This is a genomic window from Desulfotomaculum copahuensis, assembly GCF_001655685.1.
Taxonomy (GTDB): domain Bacteria; phylum Bacillota; class Desulfotomaculia; order Desulfotomaculales; family Desulfovirgulaceae; genus Desulfotomaculum_G; species Desulfotomaculum_G copahuensis.
The window spans coordinates 17660-36700 of record NZ_LYVF01000167.1 but is presented as its reverse complement, the minus strand read 5'-3'; the positions used below and the strand labels follow the sequence as shown (position 1 = coordinate 36700).

Here is a 19041-nt window from a genome sequence, read left to right as displayed (position 1 = left end):
CAAAAGAATGAACAGCGACAAACTGAACCTCCCGGCCGCGGATGAACCGCTGCAAAAACTGATGCGCGAAATAATGCTCAGTATGATCGAAAAGATTACCCGTCCCGTTCTGGATGAAACCCGCCGCCTGGGACAGGAGATCCAAAAGCTGCAGGAGGGGCAAAGCCAAACCCGGGCGCTGCTGGACAGTTTGGCGGGTCAAATCCGGGAAAACCCCCTGCTGGTGCTTGCCGCCCTGCGCGATGCCATACAGCGGGCCGAACGGGAGTGAGCAGGCATGTCCAGTCAGTCCGGTGCCGTTGAAACCGCGCTGGTGGACTCCCTGGCCGGGGCGATCCGGGACAATCTGCTGGCGCCCGGGGAAGAAAAAGTCCGTCAACTGGAAAGCAGGCTGCTTGAGGAAATGACCCGGGAACGGCTGAGCAACCGCGCCGGTCATGAAGAGATATCCGCACGGCTGTCCCGGGTGGAAAAGGATTTAACACGCCTGAAATACTGCTGCTATGGCCTGGCGGCCTGCGCCCTGGCCCTCGCCGCCGCCGGGTATCTGATCGGCAAAATATTCTGACAAACAGCCGGCAGGAACAAAGGGACCTGTGTAGAACATATTTTATGACAACCGCAGCCGCAGTCCATCCCCGGGCGCGGAAACACCGGCGTCCGGCCGTATGCGCCCGGGGAACGGACACCGGTATGGCGCACCGGTTTAATAGCCGGCCGCTTCCCGGCAAAAGCAACGGCACGCGTTGCAAGCCGTGCGGCAAAACGCGCCGGGGAATCCGGGCAAAGAATTGCGGATGTCGATTACGGCGCCGGAAATATCCCACCGGCGCTCCTGCCGGAGGTATAAAATATGTATCCACAAACTCATGTTTATTTTACTCACCGTGTATGTGGAGAATTATCCGACGCCCTGGTGCTGGGCAGTATCTTTCCGGATATGGCGGCAGCCTTTACCTCCAACCGGCAGGAAAGCCACGGCAAGGGCGGGGAACTCCTGGCCGGCCTGGGGAACGATCCATCGCTCTACGACTTCGCCCGGGGCGTGATTACACACGGCATCAACCCGGCGGGACTGGATTACTACGGCGACGAAAAATACCTGCAGTACGAACGGGGCTACTGTTTTGAAAAAAGCCGTCCGCTGGTGGCGGAAACCATCCGGGCCTGCAATCTGCCGCCCCGCATGGGCTGGTGGAAATCCCACAATATCGTGGAAATGGGCATCGAGCTGCGTTTCAGCACCAGTGATTACGGCAGTGCGATCAGTGCGGCCTTCCGCAACGAAGACTTGATTGAACAGATCAGCCGGCGGCTGGCGCCCTATTATGCGGTAAAACCGCAGCAAGTGAAACAGCGGATGCACAACTTTTCCCACTACATTGAAATTTCCAGTCCCACCGCCCGTTCGCTGGCAGTCAAATTTGACGTGCAAATGTTTTACCGGCACCGCATCCATATTGATATCGAACGGACAGCTGCACTCATCTGCCGCGCCGGTGAGCTGGTGGAAGCGGATTTGCGCGATTTTTTCACCTTTACCGAGGCAAAGACCAGAAAGCACCTGCTCGAGGCCGAAAAAACCCTGCCCAAAACTTAAGCCGCCCGCCGGTTCTCCCCTCAAGCACAAGCGCCAGTGATAATAACGCCGTTCTTTAGACAACCCGCCCGGTTTGGTTGCGGATACTGCCGTCCGGTATTGCCGCCCGGGTGCTTTTTGTTCATTTCCGCGCAACCTGCCGGCTACAACCGGCCCGCCCGGCAAACCGCCCGCCCGTATACCTGGCTACCGCCCCTGACGGTAAACCAGGCCGTGAGCCACGGCCAGCAGTTCCCCCTGCCGGTTTTCCACTGTAATCCGGTACAATCCGGTGCGCCGGGTCAGGTTTTCCTCCTGCCCCGTGGCCACCAGGTAATCCCCCAAACCGCCCTTTTTCAGGTAATTGATATTCATATTAATGGCCACCGCCGGTACGCCCCGGGAATTGCTGGCCGTACCCAGAGCCACGTCGGCCAGGGTAAAGATCACCCCGCCATGCACGATACCGTGAATATTGGCCATGTGCGCGCCCACCGGCAGGCCCACCCGTGAATATCCGGGCCTTAATTCCAGTATCTCCACCCCGAGATGCTCGGGAAAGGGATCATTCAACATTTTTTGTTTTAAATCTTCCGGCAGGTGAATATTTTTTGCCTTCAACGTCCGCATCCCCCTTTGCTTGATATTTAGTTTCCACAAAAATCAGTCTCTTTCCTGCCGGAACAGTAAAAGGCCTCCGGTCTAAAACCGGAAGCCTTTTTTCCATTATTGCACGCCGGCAAACAAAAGTGCGGCTGTAAGCGAGATTCTGTTTTGCAAGCAGTCATCTTTCTAAGAAGGATTTGCACCCTTCCTCTCCCGTAAAGGGAGCGCCCCTACCCGCGGGTCCACAAGAAACCCGCCTATTTGGGTTGCACGCTGGTGGAGTTTACCCTTGCACGCACCGGTCGCCCGGTGCCCTGGTTTCTGTGGCACTTTATGGCTACTGGAAACTGCGGGAGTTTCTTTTGCCGTCGTCGGGTCGCCCCGCCCCGGCTTGCGCCGGGCACCATACTACACCTTGCGGTGTGCGTGTCTCGACTTTCCTCTGCCCTGCCGGACAGCGACCACTCACCGCGCTTTTGTCATTTCGCCGCGCTGCAATAATAAATTATAACCTTTTCTTGACCGGCCGGCAAGTGGCATTTAACGGCAGTCCGCTGTCAAGGCCGGTCCCAGGTTGATGGATTTGGCCAGCACCCCGCTGATTTGCTGCAGGTCCTGTTCCAGCTGCCGGCATTCATCATCACCGGCCTGTACGGTCAGGGTGATAATACCCCGTTCCCGGCCGGGATCGGGCACGCCGGAGCGGCTGATAATGCGCGAACCGTAGCGGGTAAGCACCTGCTGCACATCCGGCGCCCGCGAGGCGCGCTGATCCACCACGATACCGACCACATGAATATTCTGTTCCATCACTTCCAACCCCTCTTCCCGCAAACATTTTAATATGACTGACAGTACTAGTATTTGCCTTGCCTGCCACTTTTATTTACCGGCGGGCGGTTTTTAGCCGCTTTGCCGCCGGGTAAAAACAGTCCGTTCCCAAAATCCCACTCCTATTTGGGGACCACCGGCAGGAAAGCGGCCCCAATAATTCCATTTAAAGGCAAGTGTTCTGCTCAGCGCTCATATATTTAGCCAAAAAGGAAAAGGGGTAAAAACCGGTGCCGGATGTGGATACACTTTTATTTACGGCCGTTTTACTGGCCCTGGCTTTTGATTTTGTCAACGGCTTTCATGATACGGCCAACGCGGTGGCCACTTCCCTGGCCACTGGCGCGCTAAATCCCCGCACGGCAATTCTGCTTGCCGTAGCCATGAATTTTCTGGGTGCGCTTACCTTTACCGGTGTAGCCGGTACCGTGGCCGGAGGCGTTATCAATCCGGCCGGCCCGGCAGGCGATTTGAATATTATAATGGCCGCCCTGATGGCGGCCACCGTCTGGAACCTGCTCACCTGGTTCTTCGGCCTGCCCGGCAGTTCCTCCCACGCCCTGATAGGAGCGCTGGCCGGCGCCGCCTGCCTGGCAGCCGGGCCGCAGGGCATCAGCGGCCGTGGCTTTGGCATTATTTTGCAGGCCCTGTTTTTTTCCCCTCCCCTGGCCTTCGCCGCCGGGTTCACGGTGAGCGGGGTGTTGCGCCTTTCCAGACCGGGATACCGCACCTCCCGGTCCACCCGCCGCCTGCTGGCCCTGCAGCGACTGGCCGCCGCCGGGCAGGCCTTCGCCCACGGCACCAACGACGCCCAGAAAACCATGGGCGTGATTACTCTGGCGCTGGTGACGGCCGGCCGGCAGGCCACCTTCGATGTGCCCCTGTGGGTCAGGCTGGCCTCAGCACTGGCACTGGCCCTGGGAACCTCCCTGGGCGGCTGGCGGATCATTAAAACAGTGGGCACCGGTATCACCAGGCTCACCCCCCGGACCGGCTTTGCCGCCGACCTGGCCTCGGTCCTGGTGATTCTGGGGGCCACCGCGTGCCGGTTGCCGGTAAGCACCACCCACGTGGTCTCCTCTTCCATCACCGGTGTGGGCGCCGGCGGCGGGCGCGGCCTGGTGCGCTGGGCCACCGTCTCCCGCATTGTCCTGGCCTGGCTGCTCACCCTGCCGGCGTCGGCCGCCCTGGGCGCCTTGTTTTACCGTCTGCTGGCCGGCCCGGTATGACAATTGTGCTCATTTGAGGGGAGAGTGCTTTCCCGCCCGGTTGGTCACGCCGGAAGATTAAAGATCAAAATGATTCCTTCAGGATATCGGTATGTCCGGAAAGCCCCCGGTTTGACGACTACCTTCCCCCCCCCGTTTTCGCCCCCTCCAGCAGCAACCCCAGTTTCCGGGCAACCAACCCGGTCGTGCCGGCCTGGATCAACAAAGTGGCCAGAATGGCTATAAAGGTGAGCGCGGCGATTACATCGGCATGGGGTGCTCCCATCCCGATCAGGATGCCGGACAATGCGGCCGGGATCACACCTGTTTCCCGTGTCCAGAACATAAAAAACAGTTCATTTTTCTCCCAGCGGGCAACGCGGTCAGGAAGGGCTGAAACCAGCACCGTGGCCGGACGGGCGACCAGCATAAATACCGCAATGACCAGCAGTCCGGCCAGCCAGTATTTGCCGATCACCGTAAAGTTCACCTGCGTACCCAGTAAAATAAAAATCAGCATGCGCATAACCAGGGACAGGTTGATAAGAACGTAATGCTGTTCGGTGGCATAGGCATCACGATGCTCCAATTTAAAAGTGGGCAGGTTGCCCAGAATAATGCCGGTCACAAACACGGCCATATAACCGCTGCCGCCGATCCTGCCGGCAGTCAGATAGGCGGCAAGCACGGCCAGAACGACCATCACGGCGGAATAAGGACCCAGTATGCCCACTTTATGGTGGGCAACCAGGTAGGCAACCAGCAATCCGATCACAATACCTGCCAGCAATCCGCCGCCGGCCATACCCAGGAACATCAGGATGCTTTTACCTGGTGAAAAAGCACCGGTGGTCAGCGCCCCGAGCAGGCTGAAGGTCAAGATTGCGCCGGTGGCGTCGTTGAATGCGGATTCGCTCAAAACCGTCTGCGCCACCCGCTCCCGGATTTTAATCTGCTGAAAAATTGGCACCAGCGTGGCCGGATCGGTAGAGGCGATTACAGCGGCCAGCAGCAGCGCCGGAAGTACGGGCAACCCGAGTAAAAAACGGGCGGCCAGGCCGGTAATCAGAGTGGTGACAACCACCCCCAGTGTGGCCAGCAGCACAATGGTCCGCCAGACTTTTTTGAGCACCTGAAAATCGAGGCTCAAACCGCCGTCAAACAGGATTAACGCCGAACCGAAAATCAGAATGATTTGACTGGCCACACTGTCAGCGGGTAAGTTCACCAACTTCAACATTGAAGGGCCAATGCCCATACCGGCCAACAGAAACAGCACTACATCGGGAATCTTAACCCAATGGGCTAATTTTGCCGCCAGTACTCCGGTCAGGATTAATGTGGTCATGGTGCCCAAGAAATCACTGGCGATGGTAACAGCTTCCGGTTCCAAATCTGCTCCTACCCTTCAATAATCAGTTTTCGGATTCAACCGGCAACCCGGCAAAATTTAACGGTTGATTGTCCTCCCGCTGCACGTTATACTTGTTACTGAGCCTCGGTGAAACAACGAAAGGAGTGGAAACGATGGCTTTTTTCCTTTGGTTCAAACGAAAAGAAAACAAACCCGCCCTCCTGACCGGCATGGCCGCCCTGGCCTTGCTGGTGATCAGCCTGGCCGTACTGCCGGGCGCCTGGGGGGCGACCACCGGAAATGAGCAGGCGGCGACCCGGAAGCCGGCTGTGATCACGGCACATGACGCCGCTTCCCCCGCACCGGAGGTATCCCGCGGCGGCACCGTAAACCGGGATGACGTGTATCTGATGGCCCGGGTGATCGAAGGCGAAGCCGCCAACGAGCCCTTTACCGGCAAGGTGGCGGTCGGTGCGGTAATCATGAACCGTACCAGGAGTCCGCAATTCCCGCACACCATCGCCGGGGTGATTTATCAGTCCGATGCTTTTCAAGCCGTCAGCAACGGTCAGTATGACCGTCCCCTGACGACCGGCGCCGTCCAGGCGGCCCGGGACGCCATCGACGGTCAGGATCCGACCGGCGGGGCGCTGTATTACTGGAATCCGGCCAAGGCCGCCAGTCCCTGGATCTGGTCGCGGCCGATCATCGCCCGGATCGGCAATCATGTCTTTGCCCGGTAGATTTACCAGGGAAGGGTGGCGCCCCTTCCCATTTTACATATCTGCCGGAGCACACAACTACGGGAAGCGACTGCAACCATGCCAACCCCTTCCTTTTAACACATATGATGCACACCTTACCAGCGGAAAGCGGGCCGGGGCGCCATCAGTTTGACCAGCAAAATTCCGGAGGCAAACCCGCCGATATGCGCCCACCAGGCCACCGGATTGGCCTCTCCGCCCAGGGAGGCGGCGCCGTTGAATACCTGGATGACAAACCAGATGACCAGGAAAATTACCGCCGGTATTTCCACCAGAGTGACGAAAAAGAATATCGGCACCAGAGTGAGCACTTTGGCCCGCGGAAAACTGACCAGATACGCGCCCAATACGCCCGCGATAGCCCCGCTGGCGCCGATGATGGGCACCGTGGAAGCCGGGTTGGCCAGTACATGGGCAACGCTGCCGATTATACCGGTGAGCAGGTAAAACAACAGGTAACGGAAATGTCCCAGCCGGTCCTCCACATTGTCCCCGAACACCCACAGAAAAAGCATGTTGCCCAAAATATGTATCCAGCCGCCATGCAAAAACATGTCCGTAAAGAAAGGCAGGGCCAGCACCTCCAGCGGCGCCCCCGTCTTGAGCAGGTAAAAAACCTTGGCCGGCACCACACCCAGGGCGAAAAAGACACGGTTGAGCTGACTTTGGGTCAGGCCAAGTTCTTGAAAAAAAACGAGAAAGTTAATCAGAATCAGCAGCCAGTTGACATAGGGCGGACGCCGGGGACGCACGCTGTCGCGCAGGGGAATCATCGGCATGCTCCTTTCCACGGGTGGGGTACCTGGTACCTTTAGAATATAACCTTTTCGATTTTATTTGACAAGACTGGCAGTAAAATTATAACCTGAAACCAGCCTCTCACATAATACGCAAAAGCCGGGCGACAAGTGTCCCGGCTTTATAAAGCGTGCAAAGAACCCGCCTTCCGTGCGGCTTACGCCAGCAACACCCGGGCGTCCAATACCAGCAAGCCTTTGCTGTAAACCGTCACCGGATTTAAATCCATTTCCTTGATTCCTGGAACCGCCACGGCCAGGTTGGATACCGCAAGCAACAGGTCTGCCAGCGCCTGCCGGTCCGCCGGCGGACCGCCCCGGAATCCGTCCAGCAGGCGCGAACCCTTGATCGCGGTGGTCATTTCCCGGGCTTCGGCCGGGGTGACCGGCACCAGACGGAAGCAAACATCCCGGAGCACTTCGGTGAACACGCCCCCGAGGCCAAACATGAGCACCGGGCCGAACTGCCGGTCGGCGACCAGGCCGGTAATCACCTCAATCCCCGGCGGGGCCATGGGCTGAACCGTCACCGCAGCCGCCGCATCGACAGCAGCCGCCCTTTGTAAAATATCCTGAAAGGCACGGCGCACCGCCTGTTCATCGGCCAGGTTCAAGACCACCCCGCCCAGATCCGATTTGTGCTGAATCAATGCCGAACGCACTTTGAGCACCACCGGATAACCCATTTCCGCCGCCAGGCTGACCGCTTCTTCTTCGCTTCCGGCCCGCCGGCAAGGGGTGACCGGAATGCCGGATGCGGCCAGCAGCGCTTTGGCCTCGTCTTCAAACAGAAAATGGCGTCCTTCATCCCTGGCCGTTGCAATAATCTTACCGGCTTCCATTAATTCTCCCCCCTCCGGCGAATTCCGTAATGAGCCAGCGCCGCCGCCCCCCAGGCCGCTTCCTCAGCCGTCAGATAAACCGGTATGCCCCCGGCCTGCAGGTAATCCCTTTCCTCCCGCACCCCCGCCTGCGTGCCGACATACAGGGCCAGCAACGGCTTACCCGTACGCCGGCGTACGGCCAGCAGTTCCCGGGAGGGAAAACGCCAGTGCAAATGCAGGCAGTAGACGGCCGCCACCAAATCAACACCCGGATCACCCGCCACCGCATCCGCCAGGCGGCCGAAGGAGGCAGCCAGCATGCCGTGCCCGGCTGCATCAAGGGGGTTTTTGATCACCACGGCCGGATTTTCGCCCAGCGCCGCTTTAATAGTTTCTATCGTCGCCGGCTGAAAGGAGGATATTTCCACCTCACGCCGGACAACTTCATCCAGCATGACTATGCTCGGACCGGCGGTGTGGGTGATCACACCCAGCCGGTTGCCCGCCGGCAGGGGTGCTATGGCCAGCGCCTTGCAGGCGGCCACCAGTTCCGCCACGCTTTCCGCCACCAGCAGGCCGTGCTGGGCGAAAATCTGGCGGTATATCCGGTAGCTGCCGGCCATACTGCCGGTATGGCTCACGGCGGCAAAATTAACCGCCTCCGAGCGTCCCGCTTTGTAGATCACCACCGGCTTTTGCCGGGCGGCCGCCGCGGCCGTCTTGACCAGGCGGCGGGCGTCATCGGTGCCTTCCAGAAATATGCCGATCACCCCGGTTTCCCTGTCCCGGGCCAGATACTCCAGGTAATCGCTCAATTCAAGCGTGCTACGGTTGCCCACGCCAACCCACTTGTTAATCCCCAGGCCTTCGTCAGACGCCTTTTGCAGGATGGTCAGCCCGACACCGCCGCTCTGGCTGATCAAAGAGACCCGCCCGACCGGCAGGCGCATGGGATAAAAGGAGGTGTTCAAACCGGCCGCCGTATTGATTATCCCCAGAGTATTCGGTCCGACCAGGGCCATGTTGTAACGCCGGGCGGCGGCGATCAGCCGCTCCTCCAGCGCCTCCCCGGCAGCGCCCATTTCACGGTAACCGCCGGCAATGCAGACCACGCCCGGTATGCCTTTTTGACCGCACTGCTCCACCATATCCACCGTGGCGTACTGATTGACCCCGATCACCGCCAGGTCCACCGGCCCGGGCAACTCATCCAGGGAACGGTAGACCGGCAACCCCAACAAGCTGTCCAGACGCGGGTGCACCGGGTAAATCCGGCCTTTAAAACCGGCGTAAACAAGGCTTTCCAGCAGGCAATAGCCCACCCGGTCGGGGTCGCCGGTCACCCCGATTACGGCCACGCCGGCGGGGTTAAACAATCTGTCCAGGATAGCCAGCTTATCATTCGGCAATGTGTTCCATCCCTCCGGTTCTTACTGGATATCGACGCCCCGCCAGGGGAAATTACACCCGCCGGGGCAGCTTTTGTTTTTATTTCTGCAAAGATTCAGAATAACCTGCCGCGGCGGGAAACAAAAATCCCCCGGCCCGGCCGGGGGAAACAAAATATTTTCAGCCAACCAGCTGTCCTTCTTTCCACCCTCAGGGAATTACCTTGTTCAGCGGGTATTCAATCAAATCTTCGGCGCCGGCGCGTTTTAAGGCCGGGATCAGATCACGCACTTTTTTTTCGTCCAAAATTACTTCCACCGCCACCCAGTCGCTGTTAACCAACCGGGAAACAGTCGGATGCTTCATCGCCGGCAGTACGGACAGCACATCGTCCAGCAACCGGCAGGGCACGTTCATCTTCAAGCCCACCTTGTCGTCGGCGCGCAGGGCGCCCTCGAGCAACACGGAAAGGTTTTGCAGCTTCTCCCGTTTCCAGGGATCTTCCCAGGCGGCGCGGTTGGCGTGCAGCCGGGGAGTGGATGTAAGGATGGTGGCAATCACGCGTAAATTATTGGCTTTGAGCGAGCTGCCCGTTTCCGTCAGATCGGCGATCGCATCCACCAGGTTGGGCACTTTTACCTCGGTCGCCCCGTAGGAATATTCCACTGTGGCCTGCACCCCGTGTGCAGCCAGGAAATTTTTGGTCACCCGGACCAGCTCCGTGGCGATGCGCTTGTTTTGCAGATCGCGCACTGTTTTGATGTCACTGTCATTGGCCACCGCCAGCACCATGCGGATCGGGTTGGTGGTTTGTTTGGAATAAACCAGTTCGGCCACTTCCACCACGTCGGCCTCATTTTCCATGATCCAGTCCAGGCCGCTGATCCCGGCATCCAGCACGCCTTCATTGACATAGCGGGGAATTTCCTGCGCCCGCATGAGCACCACTTCCAGCTCCGGATCGTCCACTTTGGGAAAATAAGAACGGCTGCGTATGGCCAGATTGAAACCGGCCCGCTTAAAAAGGGCAAAAGTCGACTCCTGCAGGCTGCCTTTGGGTAAACCGAGACGCAATATCATTTAGCACGCCCTCCCGCTACAGTACTTTAATATGCTGATATGTCACTATATAAAACCCCGGTACAGTATAACGCAGCTTATTTTTATCTGTCAATAGGTAACGGCGTATAAAAATTATTCCGCTGTTCCAGAATAAACCTGGTGAAAAAGGAGGAAACAGGAATGCCGGTTATTTGCCGCAGATTTTGCCTGGTTTTATGCTTGCTCAACCTGCTCGCCGGCCCGGTTTGCGCCGGTCAGCCAGGAACACAGCCGGCGGCCGGCCGGACGGAAAATATCCTGGTTTTCTGGACCAACGGCCCGGAGCTAAAAGCGGTTACATTAATGGCCGTTCATCCCGGGCAAAAACCGGTGGGCATTGTAGCCATTCCGGTAAATACCCGGATTGAAGCAAACGGCCGGCTGATTACCCTGAGCGATCTTTACCGTAAACAGGGACGGGACGGCATCACCGCCTTTTTGGAAGACAGGTTTAGCGTACCAATCGAAAATTACGTGGATATCAGTCAGGACGCCCTGGAACAGGTCAGCCGCGCCCTGGGACCGGTGATCATGAACGGTAAAAGGACTTCCCTGCTGGATGTGTTCGAGGGCGGCTATGCCGGTCAGCGCATGGATTTACAACTGGAAATACGCACCCTTGCCGCGCGTCTGATTGAACCGGCGGTACTGGTGAAGGTTCCTTACCTGGCCTGGCTCTTCAGTACGCGGGTACATTCCAATCTGGGAACAGGCAATGTTTTATCCCTCTACCAGGCCATCCGGGGCAACGGTCCGGAAATTTTACGCAAAAAGGCGCTGCCGGGACAGGAACTTTTCATCGGTGCGGAAAAATACCGGGAGGTAAGTCCCGACGCCTGGATCCGTGTGTTGCAGGAAGTTACCGCCTCCTGACGGGTGCACCCCAAAAAAAAGATGCATGGTCCAAACCGCTGCTTTGACCGCTTTTGACGGCGGTTTTTGCTTTTTTCGCTACCAGTAATGCCAATTAAAAACTTGAAAGCACGCCGCCGGCAAGGGGAAAAATAATACCCGAAAAAACATTTAAGGGGAAATGACCATGCACCCGTTCAAAATCGCGATTCTATCGGTGATCGCCGCGACAATTCTGGTGATCGCTTCCAACACACCCGGCAGGCCGGTATTGTCGGCACCGGAAGATGAACTGCCGGCCAGAGTAAAGGAAATCTTTGACACCCGCGCCCGGGCCGTCATTACCGGCGCCGATCCCGGCCCGGCCCTGGCCGGTTACGACACCGGCTCCAAATACGGGCAGTGGGCCTACTCCCACGAACAAAGCAAACTCTGTTTCATTCAGGCCTGGGCGCAAAAGCGGGGGGTACGGATTACCGGGGCTGCTTCCACCATATCCGTCCCCTGGTCAAAGGTGCGCGGGAACACCGCCGAATTTCAGATCAAGCAAACCTTGCAGCTGGGTTATGTCTATCCGGGTGAAAAAACGGTCAATCATTTCGGCATCGGCACCCGCCACTGGCTGCAGCTGGTCAAAAGAGACGGCCGCTGGCTCATCCGGCGCGACTTTTACACCGACGGCCTGGGTGACGATACGCTGGTGCCCAAACCCACGCCGGCCGACGGCCCCGCCTGCGCCGGCCGTATTTCCCGCTCCGGTCCGCCGCTCCGTGCGGTCAATGGCGGCAGCGGCCTTTATGATCGCCCGGGCGCCGCCGGATATGCCGACAAGTATGCCGGCCTGGCCTGGGGCGCGGGCAACAGACATCAGTACAACCCGCATTACCGCGATTTGAACGGCAACGGCGGCGACTGCACCAATTTTGTTTCCCAATGCCTGGGCGATCGGGAGGGCGGCAAACTGCCCATGGACGGCACATGGTATTACCGCCATGACCGCCGGGGCGGATCGGGCAGCCGGGCCTGGGTGCAGACCGAGGCTTTCGCCTCCTGGCTGCTTTATAGCGGCCGGGCGGAACGCCTGGCCCAGGGCGGCTTTAATGAATTAAACCGGCCCGGCGTCAAATTTCCCCGCGGTGCGGTGCGGGAACTGCAAAAGGGGGATGTCATCGGATACGAGGAGAAAGGACATATTGAGCACTTTGCCGTCGTGGTGGGCGCCGACAGCCACGGCTATCCCCTGGTCAACGCCCACACAGTGGACCGGTATCACTGCCCCTGGGATATGGGCTGGGACAAACGGACAGTTTTCCACCTGTTCCGGATTAAATACTGATCACGCTTTTCCGGTCAGGCGCAGGGAAAATATAATAAGCGAACGGAGTATGCACACTTCGCCGGACCGCACCTGTATACAGCGGGACGGCGGCCGTCCATCCGGCGGCCGCCGTCCCGGGTTGTTCAGTACACTCCCGGTCTGTCTTCATCCTCGTAATCATTATTCACCTGGTGATGGAAAATCTCCTCAAGGTTATCCGTATCATAAGCGCCCGGCCGGGATACTTTTAGACGGCTGATTACCTCCTTCACTCCCCGGGCACGGGTGGCCGCGGCCAGCGCCGCTTCCTGCTCCTCCTCGCTGTCCACCGTACCCTGCAGGTAAACCACGCCCTTGACGCTTTTGGCGCTTATCCCGCGGTGGTTGATTTCCGGATCCGCCGCCAGTTCTTCCGCCACTTCAAAAGTCACGTCATCGTCGGTAATCGCGCCGTCGGTGCTGACAGCCACTCCGTTCTCCACCGCCCGGATACCGTTCAGGCGCGATACCAGTTGCCGTACCTGCTCCCTTTCCGCCAGGGTGTCCACCACCCCGGTCACCCGCGCCTTGCCGTCAACCACGTCGGCCTTCAACCCGTATTCCCGGGTGTGCACATTGCCGTCAAGCACCGCCTGCACCTTTTTCCGCAGCATCTCGTCTTCTTTTTCCGGCAAAGAAGCTTCCCCTCCTTGGCTAAACTGAAAATCACCGGCCCGGAGACAGTTCCCCACCCCGGGATAAAAAATGCCGCCCCGGGTGCTTATATGCAGGTATTATTCCCATCCGCGCGGTAATTATATTGAAATGATTCAATTAACGGGGGGAGAAAATTGCTTTACCAGCCAAACCGCCGCCCACTGGCGGAAATTACCGCCGATCTGGCCCGGGCCGCCCTGGGCGGGATACCCGCCGATACAGTGATCAAAAACGGCCGCCTGGTCAACGTACACACCGCCGAAATCCTGACCGGCCGGGACATAGCGATCAAACACGGCCGGGTGGTGCTCATTGGAAGCGCCACGCATGCCACCGGACCGGAAACGGAAGTTATTGACGCCGCCGGCTGCTATCTGGTGCCGGGATTCCTGGACGGTCACATTCACGTGGAAAGCAGTATGGTCACCGTCACCCAGTACGCCCGGGCGGTGGTGCCCCACGGCACCACCGCCATCTTCATGGATCCGCATGAAATCGCCAATGTACTGGGTACGGAGGGTATCCGCCTGATGATGAAGGAAGGGGAAAACCTGCCCTTGAAGGTATTCACCACCATGCCCTCCTGCGTCCCCGCCGCGCCGTGTTTTGAAGACGCCGGTGCATCCATCGGCCCGGCCGAGGTGGCTGAAGCGATGACCTGGCCCGGTATGACCGGCCTGGGGGAAATGATGAATTTCCCCGGCGTGCTGGCCGGGGATCCATTGGTACACGGGGAATTAAAGGCCGCCCTGGACGCGGGCAAAGTAGTCACCGGCCACTATGCCGTTCCGGATATCGGTGCCGGGCTGAACGCCTACGTTGCCGCCGGCATCAGTTGCTGTCACGAGTCCACCCGGCCGGAAGACGCCCTGGCGCGCATGCGCCTGGGCATGTACGCCCAGATACGGGAGGGCTCGGCCTGGCATGACCTGCACGCCACCATCAAGTGCATCACGGAAAGCCGGGTGGATTCACGCCTGGCCATGCTGGTTTCCGACGACACCCACCCGGAAACGCTGCTCACCCTGGGACACATGAATCACGTGGTACACCGGGCGATCCAGGAAGGGGTGGATCCCCTGCGCGCCGTTCAGATGGCCACCATCAACACGGCACAGTACTTCGGCGTGGCCCGCAACCTGGGCAGCATCGCCCCCGGACGCTGCGCCGACATATTGTTCGTCCCGGATCTAGCGCAGATGAAAGTGGACCGGGTGATGGTGGACGGCGTCGTGGTGGCCGAAGCGGGCCGTATGTTACCTGAGCTGCCGCCGGTAAATTATCCCGAGGCGGCCCGACATTCCGTCCGCCTGCGTGCTCCGGTACAAGCCGGCGACTTCGTCATCGCCGCGCCGTCCGGCGTGAAAAACGCCGCCGTAAGGGTGATCGAAGTGATTGAAGCCAGGGTCGGTACTTTGCACCGCCAACTGGATCTGCCTGTCAAGAATGGGGAACTGCATGCTTCCCGGGAGCGGGACGTGGCCAAGGCGGCCTGCATCGAACGGCACGGCGGCCCGGGCAACACGGGCCTGGGCCTGGTCCGGGGATTCGGCTTGCAAAGCGGCGCCGTGGCTTCCACGGTGGCCCACGACAGCCACAACCTGCTGGTGCTGGGCATGAATGACGCCGACATGGCCCTGGCGGCAAACACCCTGGCCGGGTGCGGCGGCGGCATGACAGCCGTAAAGGACGGCCGGGTGCTGGCCCTTTTGCCCCTGCCGATCGCCGGACTGATGTCCGACCGGCCGGTGGAGGAAGTACAGGAAAAGGTGAGTGCCCTGGACCGTGCCTGGAAGGAGTTGGGCTGCACGCTGGTCTCGCCTTTTATGACCATGGCCCTTTTGTCTCTGCCCGTACTGCCGGAACTGCGCCTGACCAACCGGGGACTGGTGGACACGGTGAATTTCCGTTTTGTGGATTTGTGCGTGAGTTAAAAACCTGGCTGCACGCTGTTGCCGCACCAAAACAGAAATGACAGGCGGGTGGCGCACCAAACCGCTGAGCGGCGAGCATTGGTGCGCCATTTTATATGCCAGCGGCTTTTTCGCGGAGATAGGCAATTATTGCATATGTTTGGAATACAGCTTCATCCGGGGAGGCAAACTGTCTTCCGCCGCTCCCCCGGTAAACAGGGGCACAAAAACCATGACCAGGAACACCAGTATAATCATATAGGAATACCCCGGAATGCCGCCCGGCATATGGCCTTTTTAAGCGCCTGCTCGTAAATAACAATGCCCGGCTGTCAGTACTGCACGCAGGTATTTTTCTTCTTCGCAGCGGGACAAGCAAACCCACCCCCCTTGCTACCGCTTAATCCAAAAACTCCAGCCCGCCGGGCGGAAAAACCATCCCCGGGCAGTCTGGAGTTTTAAAATGCTTCACCTTGCCTTGAGTACGTCGACCAGTACAAAACAAACGGCCAGATAACCACCGGCCAACACCAGTGCGGAAAAAAGCGCCTCCACGGTTTCGTTGTACAAACCGGCTATGAAATGCCGCATTTATTCAACCCCCTCTTGCCGGACCTGATCCTATTATGCCGGAGGAGGCAGGTAAATTAAATGACTTTCCGCCAAAAAGCCGGATCAGTACCCCGTTGCTCAAGCATATATAGTCGACGGTTTCACAAAACTGTTTTTCACCAGCGGCTGCAGCGTTTGTGAAAAGTTCGCCTAGTTATTAGGCGTGGCTGGCGATCCGGTTTTTGGCCGGAAGTCTATCATTCCGCGGGAAATGATTTACAGCCCGCGACAAAGGTGTTATATTACTAAAGACAGCCGCGTGAACCGGCTGATTTGACTTTCCCGTCAGGTTGTGCACGGTTGCAATGTGATAAACCCGCCGCGGGCAAGGCAATGAAAATAGATTGCTGGCAACCAGCGGCAATATTCTTCCGTGCAGAAAGGATCGGCTAACATTGAGCAGGAGCTTTTTCCCCATGATGATCACTGCGGCCGGGGCGGTGGGCGTATATTTTCTGGCTACCTTCAAACTGGGTATGGCTGATACGCCGGGCATGGCAGCCGGTGTGGTTGCCGCCGTTTTATTATCGGCATTGTTCGCCCGGAAAAGAAAACGCTGAATTAACAGCCCGGGACGATACCGCCCGGGCTGTTGTTTCTCAATACCCGGTGCCTTTCAACCGGGCGAATTTCTTTTGATCCGCCCACATGTGCTCAAACTCCGTCCGGCAGGAATTTACAAATGCCGGATCCGCAGATACCACGAACATTTCGTCGTTGCGTTCACTGGCCGACCGGGTATAGTTGTAACTGCCCGTGGTGGCCACCCGCCCGTCGATAATACTCATTTTTAAATGCATCAGCCCGCTGTGGTCGTTAACCATAACCGGCACTCCGGCCAGCAGCAGTGACGCCATGGCATGCTTCTGGCTGGCACCTGCGGCCTGTTCGCGGTCGGTGATAACTCTCACCTGCACACCGCGTTTATGAGCGTTGATAATTGCTTTGACAATTTGCGGGTGGGTTAAACTGTACACAGCCACATCAAGACTCTTCTTCGCACCGTCATACATGCCGGCCAGCACCGGGGCGGGATCCTGCCCGGCGCGCGGAAAATAGACCACCGGCCGGCTTGCGGCAGTATTATCCGTTGCTGGAGACAAACCAGGTACGGACACGTTACGGGCACAACCGGCAATGGTTGCCGCCAGCAAGAGCAGCGCCATGAGCAAACCCAAATATTTTTTCTTATTCCTGTGCAAGACAATCCCTCCCGGTAACCGTTTCCCATCCAAACATGAAGATCCATCCTTGTTCCAATGCTTCCACCAGGACCGTTTCTTCCGCACAATATCAGCCGGCTGCACACCGGGCGCGGCACAATATGGCTTGCCGGCAATATCCGTCATGCCGCCGGAAGCCGGTTGCGGCCCCTTGATTCCGCAAGCTCTTGATAACCGGTATTTTTCTGCAAGAAAAAAGGAAGGTTGCCCTTCCTTGATTTAACGCTTGGAGTATTGCGGCGCACGCCGGGCCTTTTTGAGGCCGTATTTTCTTCTTTCCTTCATCCGCGGGTCACGGGTGAGAAAACCGGCCTTTTTAAGCGACGGGCGCAGGCCGGGATCGGCCTGAACCAGCGCCCGCGCGATGCCCAGTCTGACCGCGCCGGCCTGGCCGCTGACCCCTCCGCCGGATACGTTCACGATGACGTCAAAACGGCCGCCCGTACCGGTTAATTCCAGCGGCTGGCGCACGGACATTTCAAGTACCTTGCGGCCGAAATAATTGGCCACTTCCCGCCGGTTGACGAGCATCTTCCCTTCGCCCGGGACCAGATAAACGCGGGCGATGGCATTTTTGCGCCGCCCGGTGCCGTAGAATTTTGCTTGAGCCACTTTCTTTCCTCCTTGTTAAACGGTTACCGGGACCAGACTTCCGGTTTTTGGGCCTGATGCGGGTGTTCCGTCCCACGGTAAACCCGCAGTTTTTTGGCCATATCCGCACCCAGGCTATTGTGCGGCAGCATGCCGGTGACTGCTTTTTGCACGGCCAGTTCCGGACGGGTTTGCATCAGCTTGTCATAGCCCGTCACTTTCAAGCCGCCGGGATAGCCCGAATGATGGATATACTTTTTATGCTGCAGCTTGTTGCCGGTGAGCACCACTTTTTCCGCATTAATCACAATTACATGATCGCCGGTATCTACATGGGGAGTAAACTGCGGCCGGTGCTTGCCGCGCAGAATGCGTGCCGCCTCGGCGGCCAGCCGGCCGAGCGGTTTGCCCTCGGCGTCAATGATAAACCATTTGCGTTCTATTTCTCCTGGCTTGGCCATAAATGTTTTCACTTCCGACTTCCTCCTCGGTACGACGGCCCGCCGGGCCGGTACTGTCCGTTTTGGTGTGCTGTTGCGGCGCGCGGCCCCGGGGCTAAAGGCCGGTCAAAATCGCAAAAAACCACATGTTAGTATTTTAATACCGCCGACCCGCTCTGTCAAGCCGGTTGCCTTCCCGCCCATACTCCACTTCCTCCAGGCACAGCCCCCGGGGGGGTACCGTCGGCCCGGCCCGGGTGCGGTCACGGGCGGCAAGAATGGCCGCTATTTCTCCGGACGGCCGTTTTCCCAGGCCTACTTCCAGCAATGTGCCCGCCATTATCCGCACCATATTGTAAAGAAAACCGTTTCCCCGGAAGATCAGGCGGACCAGATCCGCTTCCGCACCCACCTCCGCATTGTACAATGTGCGTACGGTGGTTTTGACCGGCGTGCCCACCGCCTGAAAGGAAGCAAAGTCATGTTCCCCCACCAGTTGTCCGGCGGCCGCCTGCATGGCGGCCAAATCCAGCGGCCGGGGTACAAACAGGCTGTAACGGTGATAAAAAGGTGACGGCACGCGGCTGTTGTACAACGTATAACAATACGTCTTGGCTGTAGAAGAAAAACGGGCGTGAAAACCTTCTTCCACTTCGGCCGCCTTTAAAACCGCTATGTCCGGCGGCAGCAGTCCGTTTACGGCCAGCGCCACGCGTTCCAGCGGTATGTTCCAACCTGCCGCGTCAAAGTTGACCACCTGGCCCCGGGCATGCACTCCGGCATCGGTGCGTCCGGCACCGATCACGCGCACGGACCGGCCGGCCAGACGGGACAGGGACTTTTCAAGCACTTCCTGCACTGTTTTCAGCCCGCTGCCCCGCTGCTCCTGAAAGCCGTGATATCCGGTGCCGTCATATGCTATGATCAACTTGATATTACGCAC

At 58.5% G+C, this 19041-nt stretch carries 22 protein-coding genes and 1 other RNA gene; 9 read left to right on the top strand and 14 right to left on the bottom strand.

Annotation, left to right across the window (positions count from 1 at the left end):
• Positions 1-7 precede the first annotated feature (7 nt).
• The 3 genes from A6M21_RS11790 (at position 8) to A6M21_RS11780 (ending at position 1600) form a co-directional block, all read left to right on the top strand.
• On the top strand, positions 8-271 hold the full coding sequence (locus A6M21_RS11790; protein ID WP_066669032.1) for a hypothetical protein: 264 nt from the start codon (positions 8-10) through the stop codon (positions 269-271).
• A 6-nt stretch (positions 272-277) separates the two neighbouring features.
• On the top strand, positions 278-568 hold the full coding sequence (locus A6M21_RS11785; protein WP_066669030.1) for a hypothetical protein: 291 nt from the start codon (positions 278-280) through the stop codon (positions 566-568).
• A gap of 285 nt (positions 569-853) precedes the next feature.
• Complete coding sequence (locus tag A6M21_RS11780; RefSeq protein ID WP_066669028.1) at positions 854-1600, top strand: hypothetical protein; 747 nt, start codon at positions 854-856, stop codon at positions 1598-1600.
• Positions 1601-1786: 186 nt separating this feature from the next.
• Here A6M21_RS11780 and A6M21_RS11775 read toward each other — a convergent pair whose 3' ends face one another.
• The 3 genes from A6M21_RS11775 to A6M21_RS11765 form a co-directional block, all read right to left on the bottom strand.
• Positions 1787-2200 carry a PaaI family thioesterase gene (locus A6M21_RS11775; RefSeq protein WP_151191915.1) on the bottom strand — a complete coding sequence of 138 codons (414 nt, stop codon included), beginning with the start codon at positions 2198-2200 and terminating at the stop codon, positions 1787-1789.
• A 132-nt stretch (positions 2201-2332) separates the two neighbouring features.
• Positions 2333-2658: RNase P RNA component class B (gene rnpB / locus A6M21_RS11770), an RNA gene on the bottom strand.
• Positions 2659-2725: 67 nt separating this feature from the next.
• Positions 2726-2995, bottom strand: a complete 270-nt coding sequence (locus tag A6M21_RS11765) for a TM1266 family iron-only hydrogenase system putative regulator (RefSeq protein ID WP_066669066.1) — start codon at positions 2993-2995, stop codon at positions 2726-2728.
• Positions 2996-3246: 251 nt separating this feature from the next.
• Between A6M21_RS11765 and A6M21_RS11760 the strand changes: the two genes are divergently transcribed.
• Entirely contained in the window at positions 3247-4245 is a 999-nt protein-coding gene (locus tag A6M21_RS11760; protein ID WP_201721886.1) for an inorganic phosphate transporter, read from the top strand.
• A 118-nt stretch (positions 4246-4363) separates the two neighbouring features.
• Here A6M21_RS11760 and A6M21_RS11755 read toward each other — a convergent pair whose 3' ends face one another.
• Positions 4364-5617: a cation:proton antiporter gene (locus A6M21_RS11755; RefSeq protein ID WP_201721885.1), complete on the bottom strand. Its 1254-nt coding sequence runs from the start codon at positions 5615-5617 to the stop codon at positions 4364-4366.
• A gap of 134 nt (positions 5618-5751) precedes the next feature.
• Here A6M21_RS11755 and A6M21_RS11750 point away from each other — a divergent pair, with 134 nt between their 5' ends.
• The gene (locus A6M21_RS11750; protein WP_066669026.1) at positions 5752-6321 is read left to right on the top strand and encodes a cell wall hydrolase; all 570 of its coding nucleotides are present in this window, start codon (positions 5752-5754) and stop codon (positions 6319-6321) included.
• A 116-nt stretch (positions 6322-6437) separates the two neighbouring features.
• Here the strand turns inward: A6M21_RS11750 and A6M21_RS11745 are convergent, their stop codons facing one another.
• From A6M21_RS11745 to hisG, 4 genes are all read right to left on the bottom strand, one after another.
• Complete coding sequence (locus A6M21_RS11745; protein ID WP_066669025.1) at positions 6438-7115, bottom strand: rhomboid family intramembrane serine protease; 678 nt, start codon at positions 7113-7115, stop codon at positions 6438-6440.
• Between the two features lie 182 nt (positions 7116-7297).
• A complete protein-coding gene (locus A6M21_RS11740; RefSeq protein WP_066669024.1) occupies positions 7298-7981 on the bottom strand; it encodes an acetate--CoA ligase family protein in 684 nt (227 codons plus the stop codon).
• Positions 7981-9372 carry an acetate--CoA ligase family protein gene (locus A6M21_RS11735; protein ID WP_066669023.1) on the bottom strand — a complete coding sequence of 464 codons (1392 nt, stop codon included), beginning with the start codon at positions 9370-9372 and terminating at the stop codon, positions 7981-7983. Before A6M21_RS11735 ends, A6M21_RS11740 begins: the two co-directional genes overlap by 1 nt.
• 190 nt (positions 9373-9562) lie before the next feature.
• Positions 9563-10432, bottom strand: a complete 870-nt coding sequence (hisG, locus tag A6M21_RS11730) for an ATP phosphoribosyltransferase (RefSeq protein ID WP_066669021.1) — start codon at positions 10430-10432, stop codon at positions 9563-9565.
• A 162-nt stretch (positions 10433-10594) separates the two neighbouring features.
• Between hisG and A6M21_RS11725 the strand changes: the two genes are divergently transcribed.
• Both A6M21_RS11725 and A6M21_RS11720 read left to right on the top strand, forming a co-directional pair.
• Entirely contained in the window at positions 10595-11326 is a 732-nt protein-coding gene (locus A6M21_RS11725; protein WP_066669020.1) for an LCP family protein, read from the top strand.
• 166 nt (positions 11327-11492) lie between these two features.
• Entirely contained in the window at positions 11493-12641 is a 1149-nt protein-coding gene (locus A6M21_RS11720) for an amidase domain-containing protein (protein WP_151191914.1), read from the top strand.
• Between the two features lie 125 nt (positions 12642-12766).
• Here A6M21_RS11720 and A6M21_RS11715 read toward each other — a convergent pair whose 3' ends face one another.
• Positions 12767-13297, bottom strand: coding sequence for a BON domain-containing protein (locus A6M21_RS11715; RefSeq protein ID WP_078060604.1), 531 nt, complete (start codon positions 13295-13297; stop codon positions 12767-12769).
• Between the two features lie 156 nt (positions 13298-13453).
• Between A6M21_RS11715 and ade the strand changes: the two genes are divergently transcribed.
• On the top strand, positions 13454-15253 hold the full coding sequence (gene ade / locus A6M21_RS11710) for an adenine deaminase (protein WP_066669018.1): 1800 nt from the start codon (positions 13454-13456) through the stop codon (positions 15251-15253).
• 447 nt (positions 15254-15700) lie between these two features.
• On the opposite strand, the gene A6M21_RS19295 is transcribed toward ade, so the two are convergent.
• Positions 15701-15823 (bottom strand): hypothetical protein, encoded by a 123-nt coding sequence (locus A6M21_RS19295; protein WP_282434543.1) that lies wholly within the window; start codon positions 15821-15823, stop codon positions 15701-15703.
• A 437-nt stretch (positions 15824-16260) separates the two neighbouring features.
• Here A6M21_RS19295 and A6M21_RS18950 point away from each other — a divergent pair, with 437 nt between their 5' ends.
• A complete protein-coding gene (locus tag A6M21_RS18950) occupies positions 16261-16404 on the top strand; it encodes a hypothetical protein (RefSeq protein ID WP_201721884.1) in 144 nt (47 codons plus the stop codon).
• Positions 16405-16443: 39 nt separating this feature from the next.
• Here the strand turns inward: A6M21_RS18950 and A6M21_RS11705 are convergent, their stop codons facing one another.
• The 4 genes from A6M21_RS11705 to truA form a co-directional block, all read right to left on the bottom strand.
• A complete protein-coding gene (locus A6M21_RS11705; protein WP_201721883.1) occupies positions 16444-17046 on the bottom strand; it encodes a phospholipase D-like domain-containing protein in 603 nt (200 codons plus the stop codon).
• A 240-nt stretch (positions 17047-17286) separates the two neighbouring features.
• Complete coding sequence (gene rpsI, locus A6M21_RS11700) at positions 17287-17679, bottom strand: 30S ribosomal protein S9 (protein ID WP_066669017.1); 393 nt, start codon at positions 17677-17679, stop codon at positions 17287-17289.
• A gap of 23 nt (positions 17680-17702) precedes the next feature.
• Positions 17703-18119: a 50S ribosomal protein L13 gene (gene rplM, locus A6M21_RS11695; protein WP_066669058.1), complete on the bottom strand. Its 417-nt coding sequence runs from the start codon at positions 18117-18119 to the stop codon at positions 17703-17705.
• Positions 18120-18255: 136 nt separating this feature from the next.
• Positions 18256-19041 carry a tRNA pseudouridine(38-40) synthase TruA gene (truA, locus tag A6M21_RS11690; RefSeq protein ID WP_078060603.1) on the bottom strand — a complete coding sequence of 262 codons (786 nt, stop codon included), beginning with the start codon at positions 19039-19041 and terminating at the stop codon, positions 18256-18258.

Bases quoted from the DNA above. Each gene is read 5' to 3' on its own strand.
- A6M21_RS11790 (WP_066669032.1), top strand. From the start codon at position 8: ATGAACAGCGACAAACTGAACCTCCCGGCCGCGGATGAACCGCTGCAA.
- A6M21_RS11785 (WP_066669030.1), top strand. From the start codon at position 278: ATGTCCAGTCAGTCCGGTGCCGTTGAAACCGCGCTGGTGGACTCCCTG.
- A6M21_RS11780 (WP_066669028.1), top strand. From the start codon at position 854: ATGTATCCACAAACTCATGTTTATTTTACTCACCGTGTATGTGGAGAA.
- A6M21_RS11765 (WP_066669066.1), bottom strand. From the start codon at position 2,995: ATGGAACAGAATATTCATGTGGTCGGTATCGTGGTGGATCAGCGCGCC.
- A6M21_RS11750 (WP_066669026.1), top strand. From the start codon at position 5,752: ATGGCTTTTTTCCTTTGGTTCAAACGAAAAGAAAACAAACCCGCCCTC.
- A6M21_RS11745 (WP_066669025.1), bottom strand. From the start codon at position 7,115: ATGATTCCCCTGCGCGACAGCGTGCGTCCCCGGCGTCCGCCCTATGTC.
- A6M21_RS11740 (WP_066669024.1), bottom strand. From the start codon at position 7,981: ATGGAAGCCGGTAAGATTATTGCAACGGCCAGGGATGAAGGACGCCAT.
- hisG (WP_066669021.1), bottom strand. From the start codon at position 10,432: ATGATATTGCGTCTCGGTTTACCCAAAGGCAGCCTGCAGGAGTCGACT.
- A6M21_RS11725 (WP_066669020.1), top strand. From the start codon at position 10,595: ATGCCGGTTATTTGCCGCAGATTTTGCCTGGTTTTATGCTTGCTCAAC.
- A6M21_RS11720 (WP_151191914.1), top strand. From the start codon at position 11,493: ATGCACCCGTTCAAAATCGCGATTCTATCGGTGATCGCCGCGACAATT.
- A6M21_RS19295 (WP_282434543.1), bottom strand. From the start codon at position 15,823: ATGCGGCATTTCATAGCCGGTTTGTACAACGAAACCGTGGAGGCGCTT.
- A6M21_RS18950 (WP_201721884.1), top strand. From the start codon at position 16,261: ATGATGATCACTGCGGCCGGGGCGGTGGGCGTATATTTTCTGGCTACC.
- rplM (WP_066669058.1), bottom strand. From the start codon at position 18,119: ATGGCCAAGCCAGGAGAAATAGAACGCAAATGGTTTATCATTGACGCC.